Annotated in this window: 18 protein-coding genes and 1 other RNA gene; 10 read left to right on the top strand and 9 right to left on the bottom strand. The window is 61.4% G+C overall.

Annotated elements, in window-relative coordinates:
- Window positions 1–154: 154 nt before the first annotated feature.
- The 4 genes from HFK74_RS30580 to HFK74_RS30565 all read left to right on the top strand — a co-directional run bounded on the left by HFK74_RS30580 (window position 155) and on the right by HFK74_RS30565 (window position 3,177).
- Complete coding sequence (locus HFK74_RS30580) at window positions 155–808, top strand: GntR family transcriptional regulator (protein WP_180206794.1); 654 nt, start codon at window positions 155–157, stop codon at window positions 806–808.
- A 15-nt stretch (window positions 809–823) separates the two neighbouring features.
- The gene (locus HFK74_RS30575; RefSeq protein WP_180206793.1) at window positions 824–1,675 is read left to right on the top strand and encodes a DUF1989 domain-containing protein; all 852 of its coding nucleotides are present in this window, start codon (window positions 824–826) and stop codon (window positions 1,673–1,675) included.
- A 564-nt stretch (window positions 1,676–2,239) separates the two neighbouring features.
- Window positions 2,240–2,336, top strand: an RNA gene (gene ffs, locus HFK74_RS30570) — signal recognition particle sRNA small type.
- Between the two features lie 586 nt (window positions 2,337–2,922).
- A complete protein-coding gene (locus tag HFK74_RS30565) occupies window positions 2,923–3,177 on the top strand; it encodes a hypothetical protein (RefSeq protein ID WP_180206792.1) in 255 nt (84 codons plus the stop codon).
- A 242-nt stretch (window positions 3,178–3,419) separates the two neighbouring features.
- Here the strand turns inward: HFK74_RS30565 and HFK74_RS30560 are convergent, their stop codons facing one another.
- Window positions 3,420–3,734 carry a helix-turn-helix domain-containing protein gene (locus HFK74_RS30560; RefSeq protein WP_180206791.1) on the bottom strand — a complete coding sequence of 105 codons (315 nt, stop codon included), beginning with the start codon at window positions 3,732–3,734 and terminating at the stop codon, window positions 3,420–3,422.
- 281 nt (window positions 3,735–4,015) lie between these two features.
- On the opposite strand from HFK74_RS30560, the gene HFK74_RS30555 reads away from it, so the two are divergent.
- A complete protein-coding gene (locus HFK74_RS30555; protein WP_180206790.1) occupies window positions 4,016–5,722 on the top strand; it encodes a bifunctional diguanylate cyclase/phosphodiesterase in 1,707 nt (568 codons plus the stop codon).
- Here HFK74_RS30555 and HFK74_RS30550 read toward each other — a convergent pair.
- Window positions 5,719–6,471, bottom strand: coding sequence for an ABC transporter substrate-binding protein (locus HFK74_RS30550; protein WP_180206789.1), 753 nt, complete (start codon window positions 6,469–6,471; stop codon window positions 5,719–5,721). The two genes, HFK74_RS30555 and HFK74_RS30550, sit on opposite strands and share 4 nt — an antisense overlap.
- A 135-nt stretch (window positions 6,472–6,606) precedes the next feature.
- On the opposite strand from HFK74_RS30550, the gene dnaX reads away from it, so the two are divergent.
- From dnaX to HFK74_RS30525, 5 genes are all read left to right on the top strand, one after another.
- Window positions 6,607–8,664: a DNA polymerase III subunit gamma/tau gene (dnaX, locus tag HFK74_RS30545; RefSeq protein WP_180206788.1), complete on the top strand. Its 2,058-nt coding sequence runs from the start codon at window positions 6,607–6,609 to the stop codon at window positions 8,662–8,664.
- 65 nt (window positions 8,665–8,729) lie between these two features.
- Window positions 8,730–9,068, top strand: a complete 339-nt coding sequence (locus HFK74_RS30540; RefSeq protein WP_007933349.1) for a YbaB/EbfC family nucleoid-associated protein — start codon at window positions 8,730–8,732, stop codon at window positions 9,066–9,068.
- A 226-nt stretch (window positions 9,069–9,294) separates the two neighbouring features.
- A complete protein-coding gene (locus HFK74_RS30535; RefSeq protein WP_180206787.1) occupies window positions 9,295–10,332 on the top strand; it encodes an NADP-dependent oxidoreductase in 1,038 nt (345 codons plus the stop codon).
- Window positions 10,333–10,407: 75 nt separating this feature from the next.
- Window positions 10,408–11,010, top strand: a complete 603-nt coding sequence (recR, locus tag HFK74_RS30530) for a recombination mediator RecR (RefSeq protein WP_008057867.1) — start codon at window positions 10,408–10,410, stop codon at window positions 11,008–11,010.
- A gap of 191 nt (window positions 11,011–11,201) precedes the next feature.
- Window positions 11,202–12,350, top strand: a complete 1,149-nt coding sequence (locus tag HFK74_RS30525) for an acyl-CoA dehydrogenase family protein (RefSeq protein WP_180206786.1) — start codon at window positions 11,202–11,204, stop codon at window positions 12,348–12,350.
- A 115-nt stretch (window positions 12,351–12,465) separates the two neighbouring features.
- Here the strand turns inward: HFK74_RS30525 and HFK74_RS30520 are convergent, their stop codons facing one another.
- The 7 genes from HFK74_RS30520 to HFK74_RS30490 all read right to left on the bottom strand — a co-directional run bounded on the left by HFK74_RS30520 (window position 12,466) and on the right by HFK74_RS30490 (window position 19,503).
- Complete coding sequence (locus HFK74_RS30520; RefSeq protein ID WP_008057870.1) at window positions 12,466–13,014, bottom strand: adenine phosphoribosyltransferase; 549 nt, start codon at window positions 13,012–13,014, stop codon at window positions 12,466–12,468.
- 77 nt (window positions 13,015–13,091) lie between these two features.
- Entirely contained in the window at window positions 13,092–13,826 is a 735-nt protein-coding gene (fnr, locus tag HFK74_RS30515; protein WP_008057871.1) for a fumarate/nitrate reduction transcriptional regulator Fnr, read from the bottom strand.
- 92 nt (window positions 13,827–13,918) lie between these two features.
- Window positions 13,919–15,301 (bottom strand): oxygen-independent coproporphyrinogen III oxidase, encoded by a 1,383-nt coding sequence (hemN, locus tag HFK74_RS30510; protein ID WP_180206842.1) that lies wholly within the window; start codon window positions 15,299–15,301, stop codon window positions 13,919–13,921.
- A 158-nt stretch (window positions 15,302–15,459) separates the two neighbouring features.
- Window positions 15,460–16,143 carry a sulfite exporter TauE/SafE family protein gene (locus HFK74_RS30505; protein WP_180206785.1) on the bottom strand — a complete coding sequence of 228 codons (684 nt, stop codon included), beginning with the start codon at window positions 16,141–16,143 and terminating at the stop codon, window positions 15,460–15,462.
- The gene (gene ccoS, locus HFK74_RS30500) at window positions 16,136–16,354 is read right to left on the bottom strand and encodes a cbb3-type cytochrome oxidase assembly protein CcoS (RefSeq protein ID WP_008057874.1); all 219 of its coding nucleotides are present in this window, start codon (window positions 16,352–16,354) and stop codon (window positions 16,136–16,138) included. Before ccoS ends, HFK74_RS30505 begins: the two co-directional genes overlap by 8 nt.
- Before the next feature lie 22 nt (window positions 16,355–16,376).
- A complete protein-coding gene (locus HFK74_RS30495; RefSeq protein ID WP_180206784.1) occupies window positions 16,377–18,827 on the bottom strand; it encodes a heavy metal translocating P-type ATPase in 2,451 nt (816 codons plus the stop codon).
- A 136-nt stretch (window positions 18,828–18,963) separates the two neighbouring features.
- Complete coding sequence (locus HFK74_RS30490) at window positions 18,964–19,503, bottom strand: FixH family protein (protein WP_180206783.1); 540 nt, start codon at window positions 19,501–19,503, stop codon at window positions 18,964–18,966.
- Window positions 19,504–19,506: the final 3 nt, after the last annotated feature.

Genomic DNA, 19,506 nt, shown 5'->3' with positions numbered 1-19,506 from the left:
GCGCCATATTAACCAATGAAAATTGGATGGTGACTGTACTTCTATTTCTAAAAAGCATGCAGATGCGTCGAACTTGATCGAACCCCAATGGAATATGGCACAAATTGTGATTACTCATTCATCCACGATTGTTGAACAATCCGGGGGGATGGGTATGAACAGCGGGCTGTCATTGGCCGATCAGATCACACTGGAGTTGCGCGGCGACATCATTGGTGGGCGATTACTGCCCGGCATGGCTCTGGTGGAAAGCGATCTGGTGGCCGCCTACAACGCTTCGCGCAATACCATTCGGGAGGCCTTGCACCGCTTGGGGCAGGAGGGCCTGACCCGCTATGTGCGCAACAAGGGGGTGATGGTGCGCCGCTTGGGGATCGAGGATGTGCGGGACCTGTTCCGGGTTCGCCGCACGCTCGAATTGCAGGCCATCAGTGCCAGTCGACCCCTGCGCGAGTATGAGTCCGATCGCATGCTCGAAGCCCTGGAGGCTGCCGAGTTGGCCCGGGAGCGCGAGGACTGGCGCGCCGTCGCCACCCATGGTCTGGCCTTTCACCAGCATATCGTCGGGTTGTTGCGCAGCCCATTGTTCGACGAGTTTTTCACTAACGTCGTCGCGCAATTGCGCCTGGTGTTCTGCAGTGCCCCCGATGAATCACATTTTCAGGCGCCCTGGCTGGCTCGCGATCGGCAGATTCATGAGCTGCTCGTCGAGGGCGACAAGCGCGGGGCCGAAGACGCCATGAGCCTGTATCTCGACGATTCCGAACACCTGTTGTTGCAATTGTTTGCCCCTGCTTCCCATCACTGATCGAGGATCTGTGCCATGTACAAAGACTATCCGGCGGCCTATCAAGTCAGCAAAGGCTCGGCCTTGCAGGTGGACAAGGCCTTCTACGAGCGGGTTCGCGACGCGAAGGACGGGCGCACGCTGATCGAGTCATTTGAAGTGCCGATCCGCACTGGCCGAGCCTGGAAAGTGCCGGCCGGGCATGTGTTTCGCGTCACCACACCGGTCGGGCCGCAAGTAGGGGATTTCAATGTGTGGAACGCTAACGATCCGCGTGAACGCTTGTGGGCGGCGCGGACCCGGCAGTTGCAGGGCGCGCACGTCAGCACCCACGACCGACTCTGGTCGAACCTGCCGTTCCTGCGGCCGCTGGTGACCATCACCGACGACAGCCTCGCCGCCTACGGTATCGATGAACATGGCGGGCGCCTGCACGACTTGCTGGGTACCCGTTGCGACCCGTACGTGAACAAGATGCTCACCGGCGAGGACTTCCATCATCACTGTCATTCCAACCTGACCCGGGCGGTACTGCCCCATGGTCTGACCGAATTCGACGTGCATGACGTACTGAACATTTTCCAGTGCACGGGGCTGAACCACGACGACATGTACTTCATGAAGGCCTGCCCGGCGCAGAAGGGCGATTACCTGGAGTTCTTCGCCGAGATCGATTTGCTCTGCGCATTGTCGACCTGCCCGGGAGGGGATCTGTCCCTGGCCATGTGGGGGCCGGATGCACAGGATCCGCTGAGCGTGTGCCGCCCGTTGGGGGTAGAGGTCTATCGGCTGGATGATTCGCTGCTCGAGGGTTGGAGCCAACCGGAGCGTGCGGCGTACAAGGGGTCGCATGGGTTGCACATTGCGAAGGCCGATTGGGAAAGGTAGGCGCTGGCTTGCCGGTGAATCAGCTGGCACAGGTTATCGCTGACGACTATCGCGAGCAGGCTCGCTCCTACAATGGGATCGCGGACAGGCCTGCAATCAGGTCGGCTGTCAGGCCGCCTCGCTTTTGCTGTTGCCTTGGCTTTTGATTTTCTTGCCCCCTTGAGAGGCCGAGTGGAAGTTCTGCGCAGTGGGTAAACCGGCAAGGGTGCCGGTTTAGCTGCGCTGGGCCATGGATGGCCCATCGCGGCGACCCACGGAGCAGGACCGGAGCGAGCCACCGAACGTCAGGGGCAAGAGCCCTTGGTTACTTAGGGCCGGGCGGCGTTCCGTTTTTCCAAGTGACTCGCTGTCAAAGCGAAACCCTATGTGGCCGTTGCCGCAACAATGGATATGTACGCGGTCAACAAACAGCAGGTCGGCTGTCAACCCACCACCAGGTTTTGAAGGCCAATGCATGTCCTTGAACCCGCTCATATTTTTTAATCCGCACGAACGGTTGTAACTTCGTCGCAGATAGGTACAATGGCGCGGCTCGCCGTCAGGTGAGCGTCGTTATGGTGACCCCATCGGTCCCCCCGCAACGATCAGCCGTGAACCCGGTCAGGCCTGGAAGGGAGCAGCCGCAGCGGTGACATTGTGTGCCGGGGTGTGGCTGGTGGGGTCGCCACCTATCTCTAAGTCCTTGGTTCTACAAGGATTTGTCAGTCAGAAATCTCGAAGTTTAACAGCGTTTAGGTACACCTGAGTGGTGCGCTGTGCTGCGCATTCTAGTCGACTCAATTTCTCCCTCCAGGCCTTCACCTCCGTGGTCTTCCTCTAGCAGGGCGATTGAGGCTGCACTACCGAGCAAGTCCCGCTGGTACTAATTCCGCAAGCCTTGGATAGACCACAATAGTCAGTGGCAGTGGTACGGCTGCGATCCAGCATGGCAGCACTGACCTGGGGGTGAGGCTTTGCGGCAGCCGCCACCGTGTTGAACAACTTTTGCGTCATTCACAGTAGGCGCGAGAAAAACTCCTTGAGCTAACCCGGCTTGAGCGGCGATTGCAAATACTGTGGAGACCACAGCTACAGACAATTTTCGTATAAGCATTTTTCCTCCTGATGAGATCGAACTTAAGCAGTCACCTAATTATTAGCGTGGTGCATTCCATCTTTCTTGACCCATATCAGGTGTAAGTTAGGGCTGGCGACCGGTTGTCGAGTTGTTCCGCTTCGCTCAAGAGACCTTCCAGAAGGGGCTCATTATGAAGCCGCTGATCACTGTGGTGTCGCTGGCGCTGTGGGGCACGATGTCAATTGCTGCTACGTTCGACAGTTATGAGTGTACGGATGATTGTTCAGGGCATCAGGCAGGCTACGATTGGGCCGAAGAGAATGACATCGATGATGAGGATGCCTGCGAAACACCATCTCAGTCCTTTAACGAAGGTTGTCAGTCGTTCGTCCAAGGCGGCAGCGGCACTATCTCATCGGATGATGACGATGACGATGAGGAATAATTGAGCTGGCTGGGGTACCGCTGAAGGTCATGCCAAGTCAGATCCAGGCGCAACATTTTGTCAGGTGTCAGCCTAAGGCTCGCCACCGACGTAGAGCTGAATGATGTTATCGACTTCCTGGCACATGTTCATTCGAGCTAGCGTGCGCGGTGTAGGGTAAAGACGCTTCTTTCGGACATCGACGATGGCTGCGACATGAAAAAGGAGATCGACACGCCGGCCTCCTTTTTTCTTTTCTGGCGCTAAGGCTTGGACAAGGCCTGGTCAACCGCTGCAATCAGCTTTCCCAGATCCTTTGGGGGGGCTTTATGTATGACATCGAACAGGTACGCCCGCTGTTCATCCTCATCGCCAGGGTCGGCGAAGAAGGCTTTCAGCTTCACCCCCAGCACATTGGCGAACATGAGCAGTGCGTCCACGCTGGGGGTATAGGTGCCCGTTTCGAAGCGGCTGATGGTTTTGGGGTCAAAACCGGTTCTTTCGCCAAGTTCAGCCTGAGTAAGCCCCGCGACCTTGCGGTACCGCCGGATGGCTGGACCCAAACTTGAAATGTGCATCGCTCAATTCCCATTTAGAATCAAGAACTTAACGATAGATTTTTGCATTAGACAACTGCATGATCCATCACCTTGCTTTGCAAAATGTGATGCATTTCGTAGAATTGTCGCCCAAAAGCGGCATTGAGTGAGCTTGTTTCAGATTATGGAACGATGTGAAAAAGCCACTATTGCGCGTTCACGCAAGGCGGCGAGAGCCACCTGATGTCTTGCAGAATATTACCAGTATCGGTGTTGCTGCCTTTAACAGGTTCCACCGCCAGCGACAGCGAGCCCGACTCATGGATGAGAAGTACCGCAGGGCGGTGGATGCCGCCGCGATTTTTTCCGAGACCGACCTGAGCGGCCGGATTACCCACGTCAATGAGCAGTTTTGCGCAGTGTCCGGCTACAGCCGTGAAGAACTGCTTGGGCAAAACCATCGCATGCTCAATTCCGGCATGCACGCCACCGAGTTCTTCGTCGACATGTGGCGCACCATCGCCCTGGGTCATATCTGGAAGGGCGAGATCTGCAACCGTGCCAAGGATGGCAGCCTGTACTGGGTCGAAAGCACCATGGTGCCGGTGATCGATTCCGACACCGGGCGGGTTGAGCGGTACCTGTCGATTCGCTTCGACATCAGCGAGAAACGTCAACTGCTGCATTCCCTGCAATGGCGGGTCGGTCATGACGTGCTGACCGGGCTGCCCAATCGCGCATTTCTCTCGGACCTGCTGGACCAGGCGCTGGAGTTCTCCCGGCAGGAGAGCATTGCGCTGGCGGTGTGCATGCTCGATCTTGATGGCTTCAAGGCGGTCAATGATGGCTACGGGCATGCCACTGGCGATCTGTTGCTGGTGGAGGTGGCCAAGCGCCTGCGCAACATCGTGCGTGGCGAGGACGTGGTCGCGCGGCTGGGTGGCGACGAGTTCGTCCTGGTGTTGCGTTACGTACATGACCTGGCGCAACTGCGGGCCGCGCTGAACCGGGTACTGGGGGCGATATCGGTGCCGTACTCGCTGCATGGCAAGGACATCAATGTGTTTGCCAGCATTGGCGTCACGCTCTTCCCTCACGACAACGTAGATGCCGGGACCCTGCTGCGACATGCCGACCAAGCGATGTACGTGGCCAAGCAGAGTGGTCGCAAGCGCTTTCATTTATTCGACGTGACCCGCGACCGCGAGGTCAAGGCCACTCACGAGACGGTCGAACGGGTGCGCCAAGCGCTGGATGCCGAGGAATTGCGCCTGCAGTTCCAGCCCAAGGTCAACATGCGCCATGGCCGGGTCATCGGTTTCGAGGCCGTGCTGCGCTGGGAGCACCCGCAAAACGGCCTGGTGGCCGCCCGGGAATTCTTGCCCCAGGTGGAAGAGACAGACCTGATCATCGATATCGGTGAATGGGTCATTGACCAGGTGTTGGCACAGCTGGATAAATGGCGCCAGGCCGGGCATGACTGGCCGGTGAGCATCAATATCGCGGCGCGGCATTTTCAGCGGGCGGACTTCGTCGAGCGGCTCAAAAACCTGTTGGCGCGGCATGCGCAAGTCGCCCCACAGCGACTTGACCTGGAGATCGTCGAGTCGGTCGCCGTCGAGAACATCCAGCATGTCAGTGCCTGCCTGCAGGCTTGCCAGGCGCTTGGGGTGCAGTTTTCCCTGGGGGATTTCGGTACCGGCTACTCATCCCTGAGTTACCTCAAGCGCCTGCGCACCCAGACCATCAAGATCGACAAGTCCTTTGTGCGCGACATTCTCCATGATGGCGATGACCTGGCATTGGCCACGGCCGTGATCGGCCTGGCCCGGGCATTTGGCCGCCAGGTGATCGCCGAGGGGCTGGAAAGTATCGAGCACGGCGAGTTGCTGTTGCAGCTGGGCTGCGAGGTGGCCCAGGGGGATTTCATTGCGCCGCCGATGCCCGTCGCCGACGTGCCGGGCTGGGTCAGGGGGTTTGTCGCCCCGGTGCAATGGCGGGTGGCGGATGAAGCCGTCCTTGGTTAGGGCCTGGCTTCAGTCTTACCGCCAACGTAAAGGCGAATGATGTCATCGATCTCCCCTGACATCTTCATGCGCAGCAGGGTGCGCAGAATGCGCTGCACCGGCACCTTGGGATCGTTGCGCACGTAGCAGCCGACGCGTTGTTCCTGCAGGAACGCCACGCTTTGCAGTTGCTGCTGCGGCAATAATCGCTGGTTGAACCAGTCCAGGGTCCATTGGTTGCTGACCGCATAACGGTTGCGCCCGGCATGCAGCTTCTCCAGCACCTGTTCCTGGTTGCGGGCATCGTCGCGATACAGCCGGTTGGTGTCGAACAGCGGTTGCAGGGTCGGGTAGCTGTAGCCCAGGACCGTGCCGATCGATTGATGTGGCAAGTTTGTCGGGATGACGGAGGCCGTCGCGTCAGGCCGGCTGACCAGCAAGTCGGGTTGGGTCCAGAGCGGAATGCTCCAGATATAGTCGCCGGACTGGTTCGGCATCCAGGACTGCGCGGCGTAGCAGCGAATGTCGACCTCGCCCTGTTCCATGGCGTTTTGCACCCGGCCGCGAGGCAAGACGTGGAACTGCGCCGGTACACCGACCTGGGTCGCGAGGCTGAGCATCACGTCATACAGGATGCCCTGGGTCGGCCGGCCGCGTTCAAGCTGCACCATCGGCATTGCCCAACTGTCGGGCACCACGAAGCGCAACGGCGCATCAGCGGCCACCCCGTTCAGGCTGATCAACAGCAGTGCCCCCAAGCCCAGCCGCATAAACGCTCCACTATTCTTGAAGCAAAAAGGCCGCAAAATGCAGCTTAGCCAGATTAGACGAGCGCACCGGATGCAATTTGTGCCTTGCTCCGCTAGCATTAGCCGCTTCTGCTTCCTTCGCTGCGACGGTTTTCGATGAGTTATCAGGTTCTTGCACGTAAATGGCGTCCGCGCTCGTTCCGCGAAATGGTCGGCCAGACCCATGTGCTCAAGGCTCTGATCAATGCCTTGGACAGCCAGCGGCTGCACCACGCGTACCTGTTTACCGGTACGCGCGGGGTCGGCAAGACCACCATCGCGCGGATCATCGCCAAATGCCTGAACTGTGAAACAGGTATCACTTCAACGCCCTGTGGCGAGTGTTCGGTGTGCCGCGAAATCGATGAAGGCCGGTTCGTCGACCTGATCGAGATCGACGCCGCCAGCCGCACCAAGGTCGAAGACACTCGCGAACTGCTCGACAACGTGCAGTACGCCCCCAGCCGCGGGCGTTTCAAGGTCTACCTGATCGACGAAGTGCACATGCTCTCCAGCCATTCCTTCAATGCGCTGTTGAAAACCCTCGAAGAGCCGCCACCCTACGTCAAGTTCATCCTGGCCACCACTGATCCGCAGAAACTTCCTGCAACGATTCTTTCGCGTTGCCTGCAGTTCTCCCTGAAGAACATGACCCCGGAACGGGTCGTCGAGCATTTGACCCATGTGCTCGGCGTCGAGAACGTGCCGTTCGAAGACGATGCGCTGTGGTTGCTCGGTCGCGCCGCCGACGGTTCGATGCGCGATGCCATGAGCCTCACCGACCAGGCGATTGCCTTCGGCGAAGGCAAGGTCATGGCCGCTGACGTGCGGGCGATGCTCGGCACCCTCGATCACGGCCAGGTCTATGACGTCCTGCATGCGTTGATCGAAGGCGACGCCAAGGCCTTGCTCGAAGCGGTCCGTCACCTGGCCGAACAGGGCCCGGACTGGAACGGCGTGCTCTCGGAAATCCTCAATGTGCTGCACCGTGTCGCCATCGCCCAGGCATTGCCGGAAGGCGTCGACAACGGTCATGGCGACCGTGACCGGGTGCTGGCCCTGGCCCAGGCCTTGCCGGCCGAAGACGTGCAGTTCTATTACCAGATGGGCCTGATCGGCCGCCGCGACTTGCCGCTGGCGCCGGATCCCCGTGGCGGCTTTGAAATGGTGCTGTTGCGCATGCTGGCGTTCCGGCCCGCCGACACCACGGATGCGCCAAGGCAACCGCTAAAGCCGGTGGGGATCAGCCAGGCCACGGTTGATTCCGCCAAATCAGTGGCTGCCACGCCAGTAGTAGCAAAGGTCGTCGTTGCACCTGTTGCGGCAGTGGCTCCGGCACCTGCGCCGGTTGCGCCTGTCGCAATACCTGAGCCTGTACCTGATCCGGTGGCCCAAGCAGTCGTAGTCGAAGAAGTGGTCGACCTGCCGTGGAATGATCCGGTCGAGCCTGCAGCCGTCCAACAGCCAGCCGTCGAGCCAGTGCTGGAAACCGTCAGCGAGCAGCCCGAGTTGCCGCCAATGCCGATGCCGACCCCGGACAGCGCAGTACCGGACGCGCCAGAGTGGGCCGCCGCGCCGATTCCTGAACCGACGGTGGCTCAGGTCGATGCCGCCACCCCGGGCATGGACCTGGATGACGAGCCGCCGCTGGACGAGGATTACATCGAGCCAGACATGGACTCGGCCTACAGCTACCTCGACGATTTGGCCAGCGAGCACGCCGCCGAGCCAGCCGCGGAACCCGAGCCTGAGCCCGCCGCGGCACCCGCCACGGGCCTGGCCCTGCAATGGCTGGAGCTGTTCCCGAAGCTGCCGATCTCCGGCATGACCGGCAGCATCGCCGCCAACTGCACGCTGATCGCGGTCGATGGCGACAACTGGTTGCTGCACCTGGACCCGGCTCACAGCGCCTTGTTCAACGCTACTCAACAACGTCGCCTCAACGAAGCGTTGAACCAGTATCACGGGCGGACCCTGACCCTGACCATGGAGCTGATCAAGCCCGAGCAGGAAACCCCGGCCCAGGCGGCGTCCCGTCGGCGTGCCGACCGCCAGCGCGAGGCCGAGGAGTCGATCCACGGTGATCCGTTCATCCAGCAAATGATGCAGCAGTTCGGTGCCGTGGTCCGTAACGATACTATTGAACCTGTCGAGGCCCTGGTCAGTCAGGGCTAATAACTGAAGGCGCTTGCCCGCACGGGCGGGCGCCGTTTAATCCAAGTACTTTTGAGGTGATTCCCATGATGAAAGGTGGCATGGCCGGCCTGATGAAGCAGGCGCAGCAGATGCAGGAAAAAATGGCCAAGATGCAGGAAGAGCTGGCCAACGCCGAAGTCACCGGTAAAGCCGGTGGCGACATGGTCACCGTAGTGATGACCGGTCGTCACGACGTAAAACGCGTGACCATCGACCCAAGCCTGGTCGAAGGCCTGAGCGAAGATGACAAGGAAATGCTCGAGGCGGTGTTCGCCGCGGCCGTCAACGACGCCGTGCGCAAGATCGAAGCCAACAGCCAGGACAAAATGGGCAGCATGACCGCCGGCATGCAACTGCCACCGGGCATGAAACTGCCTTTCTGATTCGCCTTAAGGCATCAGATGAGCTACAAAAAATGCCAGGCATCTTGCCTGGCATTTTTGTTTCTGGGGCTGACCGATCGTTCCCACGCTCTGCGTGGGAATGCCTCAACGGACGCTCCGCGTTCGGCTTTGGAAAGGGACGCGGAGCGTCCCGGGCTGCATTCCCACGCGGAGCGTGGGAACGATCATGTGCCGGGAATAAACATCGATCAAAGGAGACGCTGACATGTCCGACCCCATGACCCTCAACCAACGCATCGTCCTGGCCTCACGCCCGGTCGGCGCGCCGACACCGGAGAATTTTCGCCTGGAGCGGGTCGCGCTACCCGATCTGGCCGAGGGGCAGGTGCTGCTCAAGACCCTTTACCTGTCACTGGACCCCTACATGCGCGGGCGTATGAGTGATGCGCCGTCCTATGCCGCGCCGGTGGAAATCGGCGATGTGATGACCGGTGGTGCTGTCAGCCGGGTCGAGCGTTCGCGCCATCCCAAGTTCCATGAAGGTGACCTGGTGGTCGGCGCCACGGGGTGGCAGAGCCACAGCATCAACGACGGTACCGGCATCATGGCGCTACCGTCGGGCCTGCCCAGCCCCTCCATGGCCCTGGGTGTGCTGGGCATGCCGGGTATGACCGCCTACATGGGTTTGATGGACATCGGCCAGCCGAAGGAAGGCGAGACCCTGGTGGTGGCGGCGGCCTCGGGCGCCGTGGGCTCGGTGGTGGGCCAGGTGGCGAAGATCAAGGGCCTGCGCGTGGTTGGCGTGGCCGGCGGGGCGGAGAAATGTCGTTATGTCACTGAGGAACTGGGCTTCGATGCCTGCATCGACCACAGGAGCCCGGACTTCGTCGACGAGTTGGCGAAAGCGTGCCCCAAGGGCATCGACATCTACTACGAAAACGTCGGCGGCAAGGTGTTCGACGCCGTGGTGCCGTTGCTCAACCCCAAGGCGCGGATTCCGCTCTGTGGCCTGATTGCCTCCTACAACGCCAGCGAAGCGCCGAGCGGCCCGGATCGCCTGCCGCAATTGCAGCGCACACTGTTGACCAAGCGGGTGCGAATCCAGGGCTTTATCGTGTTCGACGACTACGGCGACCGTCAGCCGGAATTCATCAGCGCGATGGCGCCGTGGGTGCGTGATGGCAAGGTGAAATTTCGCGAAGACGTGGTCGATGGCCTGGAACAGGCGCCCGAGGCGTTCATCGGGCTGCTGGAAGGTCGCAACTTTGGCAAACTGGTGGTACGGGTCGCGCCCAACGACTAATTGACGCTGTGAATTGACGCTCAACAGAGGCGCGGGTATAAACCGCGTCTCGTTGTTTTCGTCGGACTTTTCCCCATGAGCTTCAGCCCTTTGATTCGCCAACTGATCGACGCCCTGCGAGTTTTGCCAGGCGTGGGTCAGAAAACCGCCCAGCGCATGGCGTTGCAGTTGCTCGAGCGTGATCGCAGTGGCGGCTCGCGCCTGGCACTGGCCCTGAACCAGGCCATGGATGGGGTCGGTCACTGCCGTCAGTGCCGCACGCTGACCGAAGACGACCTCTGCCCGCAATGCGCCGATACCCGCCGCGACGACACCCTGCTGTGCGTGGTGGAAGGGCCGATGGATGTCTACGCCGTGGAGCAGACCGGTTTCCGTGGCCGCTACTTCGTGCTCAAGGGGCACCTGTCACCGCTCGACGGGCTGGGACCGGAGGCGATCGGCATTCCGCAATTGATGGCGCGGATCGAGGAGGCGGGCACGTTCACTGAAGTCATCCTCGCCACCAACCCGACCGTGGAAGGCGAAGCCACCGCGCACTACATCGCCCAGTTGCTCAGCAGCAAAGGCCTGATCGCTTCGCGCATCGCCCATGGCGTGCCGCTGGGTGGCGAGCTGGAGTTGGTGGATGGCGGCACGCTGGCGCATTCGTTTGCGGGGCGTAAGCCGATTTCTCTCTGAAGATATGCGGTGTTGCCATTGACGCCTTCGCGGGCAAGCCTCGCTCCTACGGGTTCTCTGTTGCTTCTGCCTTTGTAGGAGCGAGGCTTGCCCGCGAAGGGCGCGCCTCGGTTTATCTGATTCACACAATCCTGTTGAAAACCAAGCAAGCGCTCGGTTAACTTCGCTGAACCCTTCAGTGGAGTTCGCCGATGCCTGCCTTCGAGGAATACTTCGACCCCAGCCACCAAATGGTCCGCGACAGCGTCAGGCGCTTCGTCGAGCGCGAGATACTGCCGGGTATCGAGCAGTGGGAAGAAGCTGAAAGCTTTCCCCGTGAGCTCTACCTCAAGGCTGGCGCGGCGGGCATCCTCGGCATCGGTTACCCGCAAAGCCTGGGCGGCAGTCACGAGGGGGATGTATTCGCCAAGATCGCCGCCAGCGAAGAGCTGATGCGCTGTGGCTCGGGTGGCCTGGTGGCGGGCCTGGGCTCGCTGGACATCGGCCTGCCGCCGATTCTCAAGTGGGCCAGTCCTTGCGTCCGAGATCGCGTCGTGCCAAAGGTGTTGTCCGGCGAGAAAATCAGCGCCCTGGCCGTCACCGAACCCGGCGGCGGTTCCGACGTCGCCAACCTGCAAACCCGCGCGGTGCGTGAGGGCGACTTCTACCGGGTCAACGGCAGTAAAACCTACATCACCAGCGGCGTGCGCGCGGACTACTACACCGTCGCGGTGCGCACCGGCGAGCCGGGTTTCGCCGGCATCAGCCTGTTGCTGATCGAAAAGGGCACCCCGGGCTTCACCGTGGGTCGGCAACTGAAGAAAATGGGCTGGTGGGCGTCGGACACTGCCGAATTGTTCTTCGATGATTGCCAGGTGCCCGTAGGAAATCTGATCGGCAGCGAGAACATGGGTTTCGCCTGCATCATGGGCAATTTCCAGAACGAACGCCTGGCCCTGGCGTTGATGGCCAACATGACCGCGCAGCTTGCCCTGGAAGAGAGCCTCAAGTGGGCGCGCGAGCGTGAAGCCTTTGGTAAACCGATCGGCAAGTTCCAGGTGATCAAGCATCGCCTGGCGGACATGGCCACGGCACTCGAAGTCTCACGGGAGTTCACCTACAGGCAGGCGGCGAAAATGGCGGCGGGCAAGAGTGTGATCAAGGAAATTTCCATGGCCAAGAACTTTGCCACGGACACGGCGGACCGCATCACCCACGATGCCGTGCAGATACTGGGTGGCCTGGGTTACATGCGCGAGAGCCTGGTGGAGCGGTTGTACCGAGATAACCGGATATTGTCGATTGGCGGGGGGACGCGGGAAGTGATGAATGAAATCATCAGCAAGCAGATGGGGCTTTGAGTCTTGTGGTGTAGCGACTGACGCCTTCGCGGGCAAGCCCGCTCCTACACGGGAGCGGCGCACCATGCACTTGTAGGAGCTGGCTTGCCAGCGAAGGCGTCAGTACAGTCGCTACTTACTTATCAGACAGGGCAAACTGCGTCAGGCAGAAAGTCGGAATCCCCATGTCTTCCAGGCGCTGCGAACCACCCAGCTCCGGCAAGTCAATGATCGCCGCCGCTTCATGCACCCGCGCACCCATGCGTCGAATCAGGTTCGCCGCCGCAATCAGGGTACCGCCGGTGGCGATCAGGTCATCGAACATCACCACCGAGTCGCCTTCGCACAGGCTGTCGGCGTGCACTTCAAGAAACGCTTCGCCGTACTCGGTCGCATAGCCTTCGGCCAGAACGTCGGCCGGCAACTTGCCTTGCTTGCGAAACAGCACCAGCGGCTTGTTCAACTGATAAGCCAGCACCGAGCCGATCAGGAAACCCCGGGCATCCATGGCGCCGATGTGGGTGAAATCCGCCTCGACATAGCGGTGGGCGAAGCTGTCCATCACCAGGCGCAGGGCCGTGGGCGACTGGAAGAGCGGGGTGATGTCGCGAAAGATCACGCCGGGCTTCGGAAAGTCGATCACGGGGCGGATGAGGGATTTGATGTCGAAGGAGTCGAAGACCATCGAAGGTGTCCTGGCAGGCTGCAAACGACACAGTATAACGGCGGCTGAACCGTTTCGCTCAGCCGCGATCGGCCTAATCAGCCTTCGAGTGAGCCACCCGCCAGGGCGCAGAGCTGGATCGGGTCGAGGATGCGGATTTCCTTGCCCTCGGCGGCGATCAGCTCGTTCTGCTGGAAGCGCGTGAACACCCGCGAAACGGTTTCCACCGCCAGGCCCAGGTAGTTGCCGATTTCGTTGCGCGACATGCTCAGGCGGAACTGATTGGCCGAGAAGCCCCGGGCACGGAAGCGCGCCGACAGGTTGACCAGGAAGGTGGCAATACGCTCGTCGGCGGTCTTCTTCGACAGCAGCAGCATCATCTGTTGGTCGTCACGGATCTCACGGCTCATCACGCGCATCAGCTGACGGCGCAACTGCGGCAGTTGCAGGGCCAGTTCGTCGAGGCGTTCAAAGGGGATTTCACACACTGAGGTGGTTTCCAGCGCTTGCGCCGACACCGGGTGTTTTTCGGTGTCCATGCCCGACAGCCCGACCAGCTCGCTCGGTAAATGGAAGCCGGTGAGCTGTTCTTCGCCGGCATCGCTCAGATTGAAGGTCTTCAGGGCGCCGGAGCGCACGGCGTAGACAGAGTCGAACTTGTCGCCCTGGCGGAACAGAAACTCACCCTTTTTCAGCGGGCGGCCACGTTTGACGATTTCGTCCAGCGCATCCATATCTTCCAGATTCAGAGAAAGTGGCAAACACAGCGGGGCCAGACTGCAATCCTTGCAATGGGCCTGATTGTGAGCGCGCAGTTTTACTGGCTCAGACATTTCTTCAATCCTTGTGGGAAATCACACATAAGACGTAAGGGTAACCCACTGCAGGACGTTGATGCCAGCGCGCGGCGCATTTGCCGCAGGGTTTAGATCACTCGGGAAAACCGTTGGCGACTGTGTTGCTCGAGGTAGGCGTCAAACACCATGCACACCGAGCGCACCAGCAAGCGACCTGCCGGCAGCACAGTGATGCTTTCGCTGGTCAGCTCAATCAGGCCATCCTTGTCCATGCCCTGCAATTGTGGCCAAAGTTCGCCGAAATAGCCTTGAAAATCGATGTTGAAGGCCTGTTCGATCTGGGCAAATTCCAGGCTGAAATTGCAGATCAGTTGCTGGATCACCGCGCGGCGCAGGCGGTCATCGGCGTTGCACGACAGGCCACGGCTGGTGGCCAATTGCGCAGAGGCCAAGGTGTTCTGGTATTGGTTCAGGTCGCTGATGTTCTGGCAGTACAAATCACCGATCTGGCTGATCGCCGATACGCCCAGCCCGATCAAATCGCAATGGCCGTGGGTGGTGTAGCCCTGGAAGTTGCGTTGCAGGGTCGATTCCTCCTGGGCGATCGCCAGTTCATCGTCGGGCAGCGCGAAGTGGTCCATGCCGATGTAGCGGTAACCGGCGGCGGTCAGTTGCTCGATGGTGCGCTGCAGCATCTGCAGTTTTTGCGCCGGGGTCGGTAGCTCGTTGATATTGATCCGCCGTTGCGGCATGAAGCGGTCCGGCAGGTGCGCATAGTTGAACACCGAGAGGCGGTCCGGTTGCAGGCTGATGACTTCGTCGACGGTGCGGGCAAAGTTTTCCGGGGTCTGTTTGGGTAGTCCGTAGATCAGGTCGATGTTGATCGAGCGAAACTGCAGGGTGCGGGCGGCGTCGATCACCGCGCGGGTTTCTTCCAGGCTCTGCAGGCGATTGACCGCGCGCTGCACGGCCGGGTCAAGGTCTTGCAGGCCGATGCTGACCCGATTGAAACCCAATTCCCGTAGAAGGCCCATGGTCGACCAGTCGGCTTCGCGAGGGTCGATTTCGATGCCGTAGTCACCGCTATCGTCATCGAGCAGATTGAAGTGCTTGCGCAGGTGCGACATCAACTGACGCAGTTCGTCGTGGCTGAGAAAGGTCGGGGTGCCGCCACCGAAATGCAGTTGCTCGACTTTCTGCGCGGGGTCGAGATGACAGGCGATCAGCTGGATTTCCTGCTCCAGGCGCTGCAGGTAGGGCAGCGCCCGGCCGCGATCCTTGGTGATCACCTTGTTGCAGGCGCAGTAGTAGCAAATGTTCGCGCAAAACGGCACGTGCACGTACAGCGACAACGGGCGCACGGCCTTGCGGCTGTCGCGCAGGGCATGCAGCAAATCGAACGGGCTGATCTGGCTGTGGAATTGCACCGCGGTCGGGTAGGAGGTGTAGCGCGGTCCCGCCAGGTCATAACGGCGGATCAGATCGGTGTCCCAACGAATGGCGTCGAGCATCATGCGGGCATTCCCCCGGATAGGCTGGCAGTGTGGCCAGTCTAGAGGAGGTGCCATTTCCGGATCTTGATTTGCATCAAAGGTGGCGATTTGTATTGTTTGAGCGGGCCTCTTCGCGGGCAAGCCTCGCTCCTACAGGCGAAGGGCGCGCCGCCAATCTAATGCCCCATCAACCAATGCTGATGCGGCCCCGGTAAAGTCCAGATCCCAAACAACATCACCAGCAACCCGCCCGCCATGCGCACGCTGCGTTTACGCAGCAACGCCGTGACTCTTTCAGCCGCCAGCCCCGTGGCGAGCAGTACCGGCCAGGTGCCCAATCCAAACGCCAGCATCAGCAACGCACTGTCCAGCGCATTGCCCTGGCTGGCCGACCACAGCAAGGTGCTATAGACCAGGCCGCATGGCAGCCAGCCCCAGAGTCCGCCCAGTAACAGCGCACGGGGCAGGCTAGACACCGGCAGCAGTCGATTGGCGACCGGCTGGATATGCCGCCACAGGCCGCGGCCGAGGCTTTCGATGCGCGTCAGCCCGCTCCACCAGCCGGCCAGGTACAGGCCCATGGCGATCAGCAGCAGGCCGGCGAGCACGCGCATGAACATGGCCGCCGGGCTGTTGGCCACCGCCCAGCCGGCCAGGCCGATCAAAAGGCCGGCGGCGGCGTAGCTGAGTATGCGTCCCAGGTTGTAGGCCAGCAGCAGGCGAAAGCGCCGGCTGCGTTGATCCTTGGGGATGGCCAGGGTCAGGGCGCCCATCAAGCCGCCGCACATGCCCAGGCAATGCCCGCCACCGAGTAGACCGAGAATGACCGCCGATACCAACAGCGGCGCCAGTTCAAGCATGGGGCGGAGCCTTGTCGTCGGGTTTGGGCGGATGGCCGCTGGCCTCGTCGACCGCCGCGGTGTGGTTCGGGTCCTGGTCGTCGAACAGGATGCTGTGGGCCGGGCCGTCGAGGTCGTCGTACTGACCGCTGTCGACTGCCCAGAAGAAGATGTAGACAGCGATGGCCACGATCAACAGCGCGGCCGGAATCATCACGTAGAGAGCTGGCATCTGGACTCCATGCCCGCGCGGCTCAGGCCGGCAGCGGGCGGGTTTCTGGCGTGGTGCGTGCAGCCGGCGCGCTCGGCAGGCGAGTCAGGCGCAGGGCGTTGAGCACCACGGTCAACGAACTGAGCGACATGCCGACTGCGGCCCACACAGGGGTGATCCAGCCGAGGGCGGCGAACGGCAACATGAGGCCATTGTACAGCGCGGCCCACAGCAAGTTCTCGATGATCACCCGACGGGTGCGTCGCGCCAGGTTGAAGGCTTGCACCAAGGCATCGAGGCGGTTGGACAGGAGCACAGCGTCGGCGCTGGTTTTCGCCAGGTCAGTGGCCGAGCCCATGGCCACGCTGATGTCGGCGGCGGCCAGTACCGGCACATCGTTGACCCCGTCACCGAGCATCAACACCTTGCGACCTTCCTTGTGCAGTTGTTGTAGGACCTGCAGCTTGTCGTCCGGTCGCAAGCCGCCACGGGCTTCATCGATGCCCAGTTCGGCTGCGACACTGGCGACCATTGGCGAGCTGTCGCCGGACAGCAACAGGGTGCGCCAACCGCGCGCCTTGCAGGCTGCCAGCAGGTCGGGGGCATCGGCTCGCAAACGGTCGTCGAGAACCAGCCACGCCAGCGGCCCCTGGCTATCGCCGAGCAGCAGCCATTGGCCGGCTTCGTCCGGCATTGATGGCACCGCGGCGCCGCTGAGTGCGCAGACAAAACCGGGTTGGCCGATACGCAGGCGCTGTTCGCCAACCAGCCCTTCAAGGCCAAGCCCCGGCGTGCTGTGGACTTCCTCGGCGGCCAGCGGCGCGCGGCCAAAAGCGCGGGCAATCGGGTGTTCGGAACGGTTCTCCAGCGCGGCGGCGAGACTCAGGCATTGATCGCTGCCAAGAGCGTCGAGGGGGCGGATCGAACGCAGTGCCAGTCGGCCTTCGGTGAGGGTGCCGGTCTTGTCGAAGATCACCGTGTCGATCTGGTTCAGGCCCTCCAGCACATGGCCGCGGGTCAACAACAAACCCAACTTGTGCAGGGTGCCTGTGGCGGCGGTGAGCGCAGTTGGCGTGGCCAGGGACAGGGCGCAGGGGCAGGTCGCGACCAGCATTGCCAGCACAATCCAGAAGGCGCGTGACGGGTCCAGCTCCCACCACAACAGTCCAATGCAGGCGCAGGCGATCAGTGTCAGCAACAGGAACCATTGCGCAGCACGGTCGGCGATTTCCGCCAGTCGCGGTTTTTCCGCCTGGGCGCGGTCGAGCAGACGGACAATGGCCGAGAGACGGGTGTCATGACCGAGGGCCAAAACTTCGACGGTCAACGGGCCTTCCACGTTCAGGGTGCCGGCGGTGACGGCATCGCCCGGGGTGCGTGGCTGCGGCAGGTATTCACCGGTCAGCAGCGATTCGTCGATGCTCGACTGGCCGTCGAGAATTTTACCGTCGGCCGGCAGGATTGCCCCTGGATGTACCAGCACTTGATCGCCAACCTGCAGTTCACGTAGCAGGATGCGCTCGCTCTGGCCATCGGCACCCAGGCGCAGGCAGGAAGCGGGGAGCAGGTTGACCAGTTGCGCGGTCGCGGCGGCGGTGCGTTCCCGGGCGCGCCGTTCCAGGTAGCGCCCGGCCAGCAAAAACAGGGCGAACATGCCGACGGCATCGAAATACAGCTCGCCGACGCCGGTGATCGAGGTCCAGATCCCGGCGATGTAGGCACTGCCAATGGCCAGCGACACCGAAACGTCCATGGTCAGGTGGCGCGTGCGCAAATCGCGCATGGCGCCCTTAAAGAACGGCGCACAGCTGTAGAATACGATCGGTGTGGTCAGGAACAGTGCGACCCAACGCAGGATGGCGTGCAGCTCGGGGCTGAGGTCAATGTTGAATTCCGGCCAGGTGGCCATAGTCGCCATCATCGCCTGGAACCACAGCAAACCGGCCACGCCGAGCTGGCGCAGCGCCAGGCGGTTTTCGCTGGCCAGCTGTTCACTGGCGCGGTCGGCCTGGTAGGGATGAGCGGCGTAGCCGATCTGGCGCAGTTCGGCGAGCACCCGGCTCAGCGGCAATTGCCCGTCGGCCCAGCGCACGTGCAAGCGATGGTTGGACAGGTTCAGGCGCGCTTCGGCAACGGCGGGCAAGGTGCGCAGGTGTTTCTCGATCAGCCAGCCGCAGGCGGCGCAGCTGATGCCTTCCATCAGCAGCGTGGTTTCGGCCAGTTCACCTTCGTGGCGAACGAAGGGTTGCTGTACGTCGGCGCGGTCGTACAGCGCCAGTTCATCGACCAATTGCACCGGCAACGCTTCGGGGTTGGCCGAGGCTTCGCTGCGATGCTGGTAATAACTTTGCAGGCCGCCGGCGACGATGGCCTCGGCCACGGCCTGGCATCCCGGGCAGCAGAATTCCCGTGACTCCCCGAGCACGACGGCGGTGAAGCGGCTGCCGGAGGGGACGGGCAGGGCGCAGTGGTAGCAGGGGGTTGGGGTGGTCATGAGGCGTTGTCCGATGATCGTTCCCACGCTCTGCGTGGGAATGCCTCCCCGGACGCTCTGCGTCCGCTTCGGCTGGGACGCGGAGCGTCCCTGGCTGCGTTCCCACGCAGAGCGTGGGAACGATCAAGGTAAGGCTTTATTTTTTCAGGTCTTCCGCGCCTTGCAACGGTTCATCACCGAGCAGCAATTCCTTGTCGTGGTTGACCAATTCTTCCTCGAACATGCGCCAGATGTGGTCGTCCTGGCTGCCGAGCAATTCGATGAAGCGGCGGCCTTCGATCTTGTCGCCCAGCTGGCCGATGTAGCGGCCCTGTTCGGTGTCGCTGCGGGTGAGGGTGACCTTGCGATCCTTCTCCGGTTGCGTCGGCGAGATCAGGTTCAACTCAAGCGTGGCAGGCTGGCTATTGCCGCTCAGGCGCAGGTCGACTTCACCGGTCACGTCATCCAGATGAATGCTGGCGCGCATCAGCAGGGTCTGCGCCAGCAGTTCACGGTCCAGGGAGCGGTTGATGCCTTTGCCAGCCTCGTAGTAGTTGTCGTTGACCAGGTTGTCCGGGTTCTTCACCGCGATGGTCACCATGGACAAGGTCAGGGTCACCGAGCAGGCCAGGATCCCGATGATGATCCACGGCCAAAGGTGCTTGTACCAGGGACTTGCGGCAGTTGCTGCGGGCATGAT

Source organism: Pseudomonas sp. SbOxS1 (assembly GCF_013416725.1).
Lineage (GTDB): Bacteria > Pseudomonadota > Gammaproteobacteria > Pseudomonadales > Pseudomonadaceae > Aquipseudomonas.
Note: the sequence above shows the minus strand (reverse complement) of the source record. Positions and strands in the feature narration are given on the sequence as shown.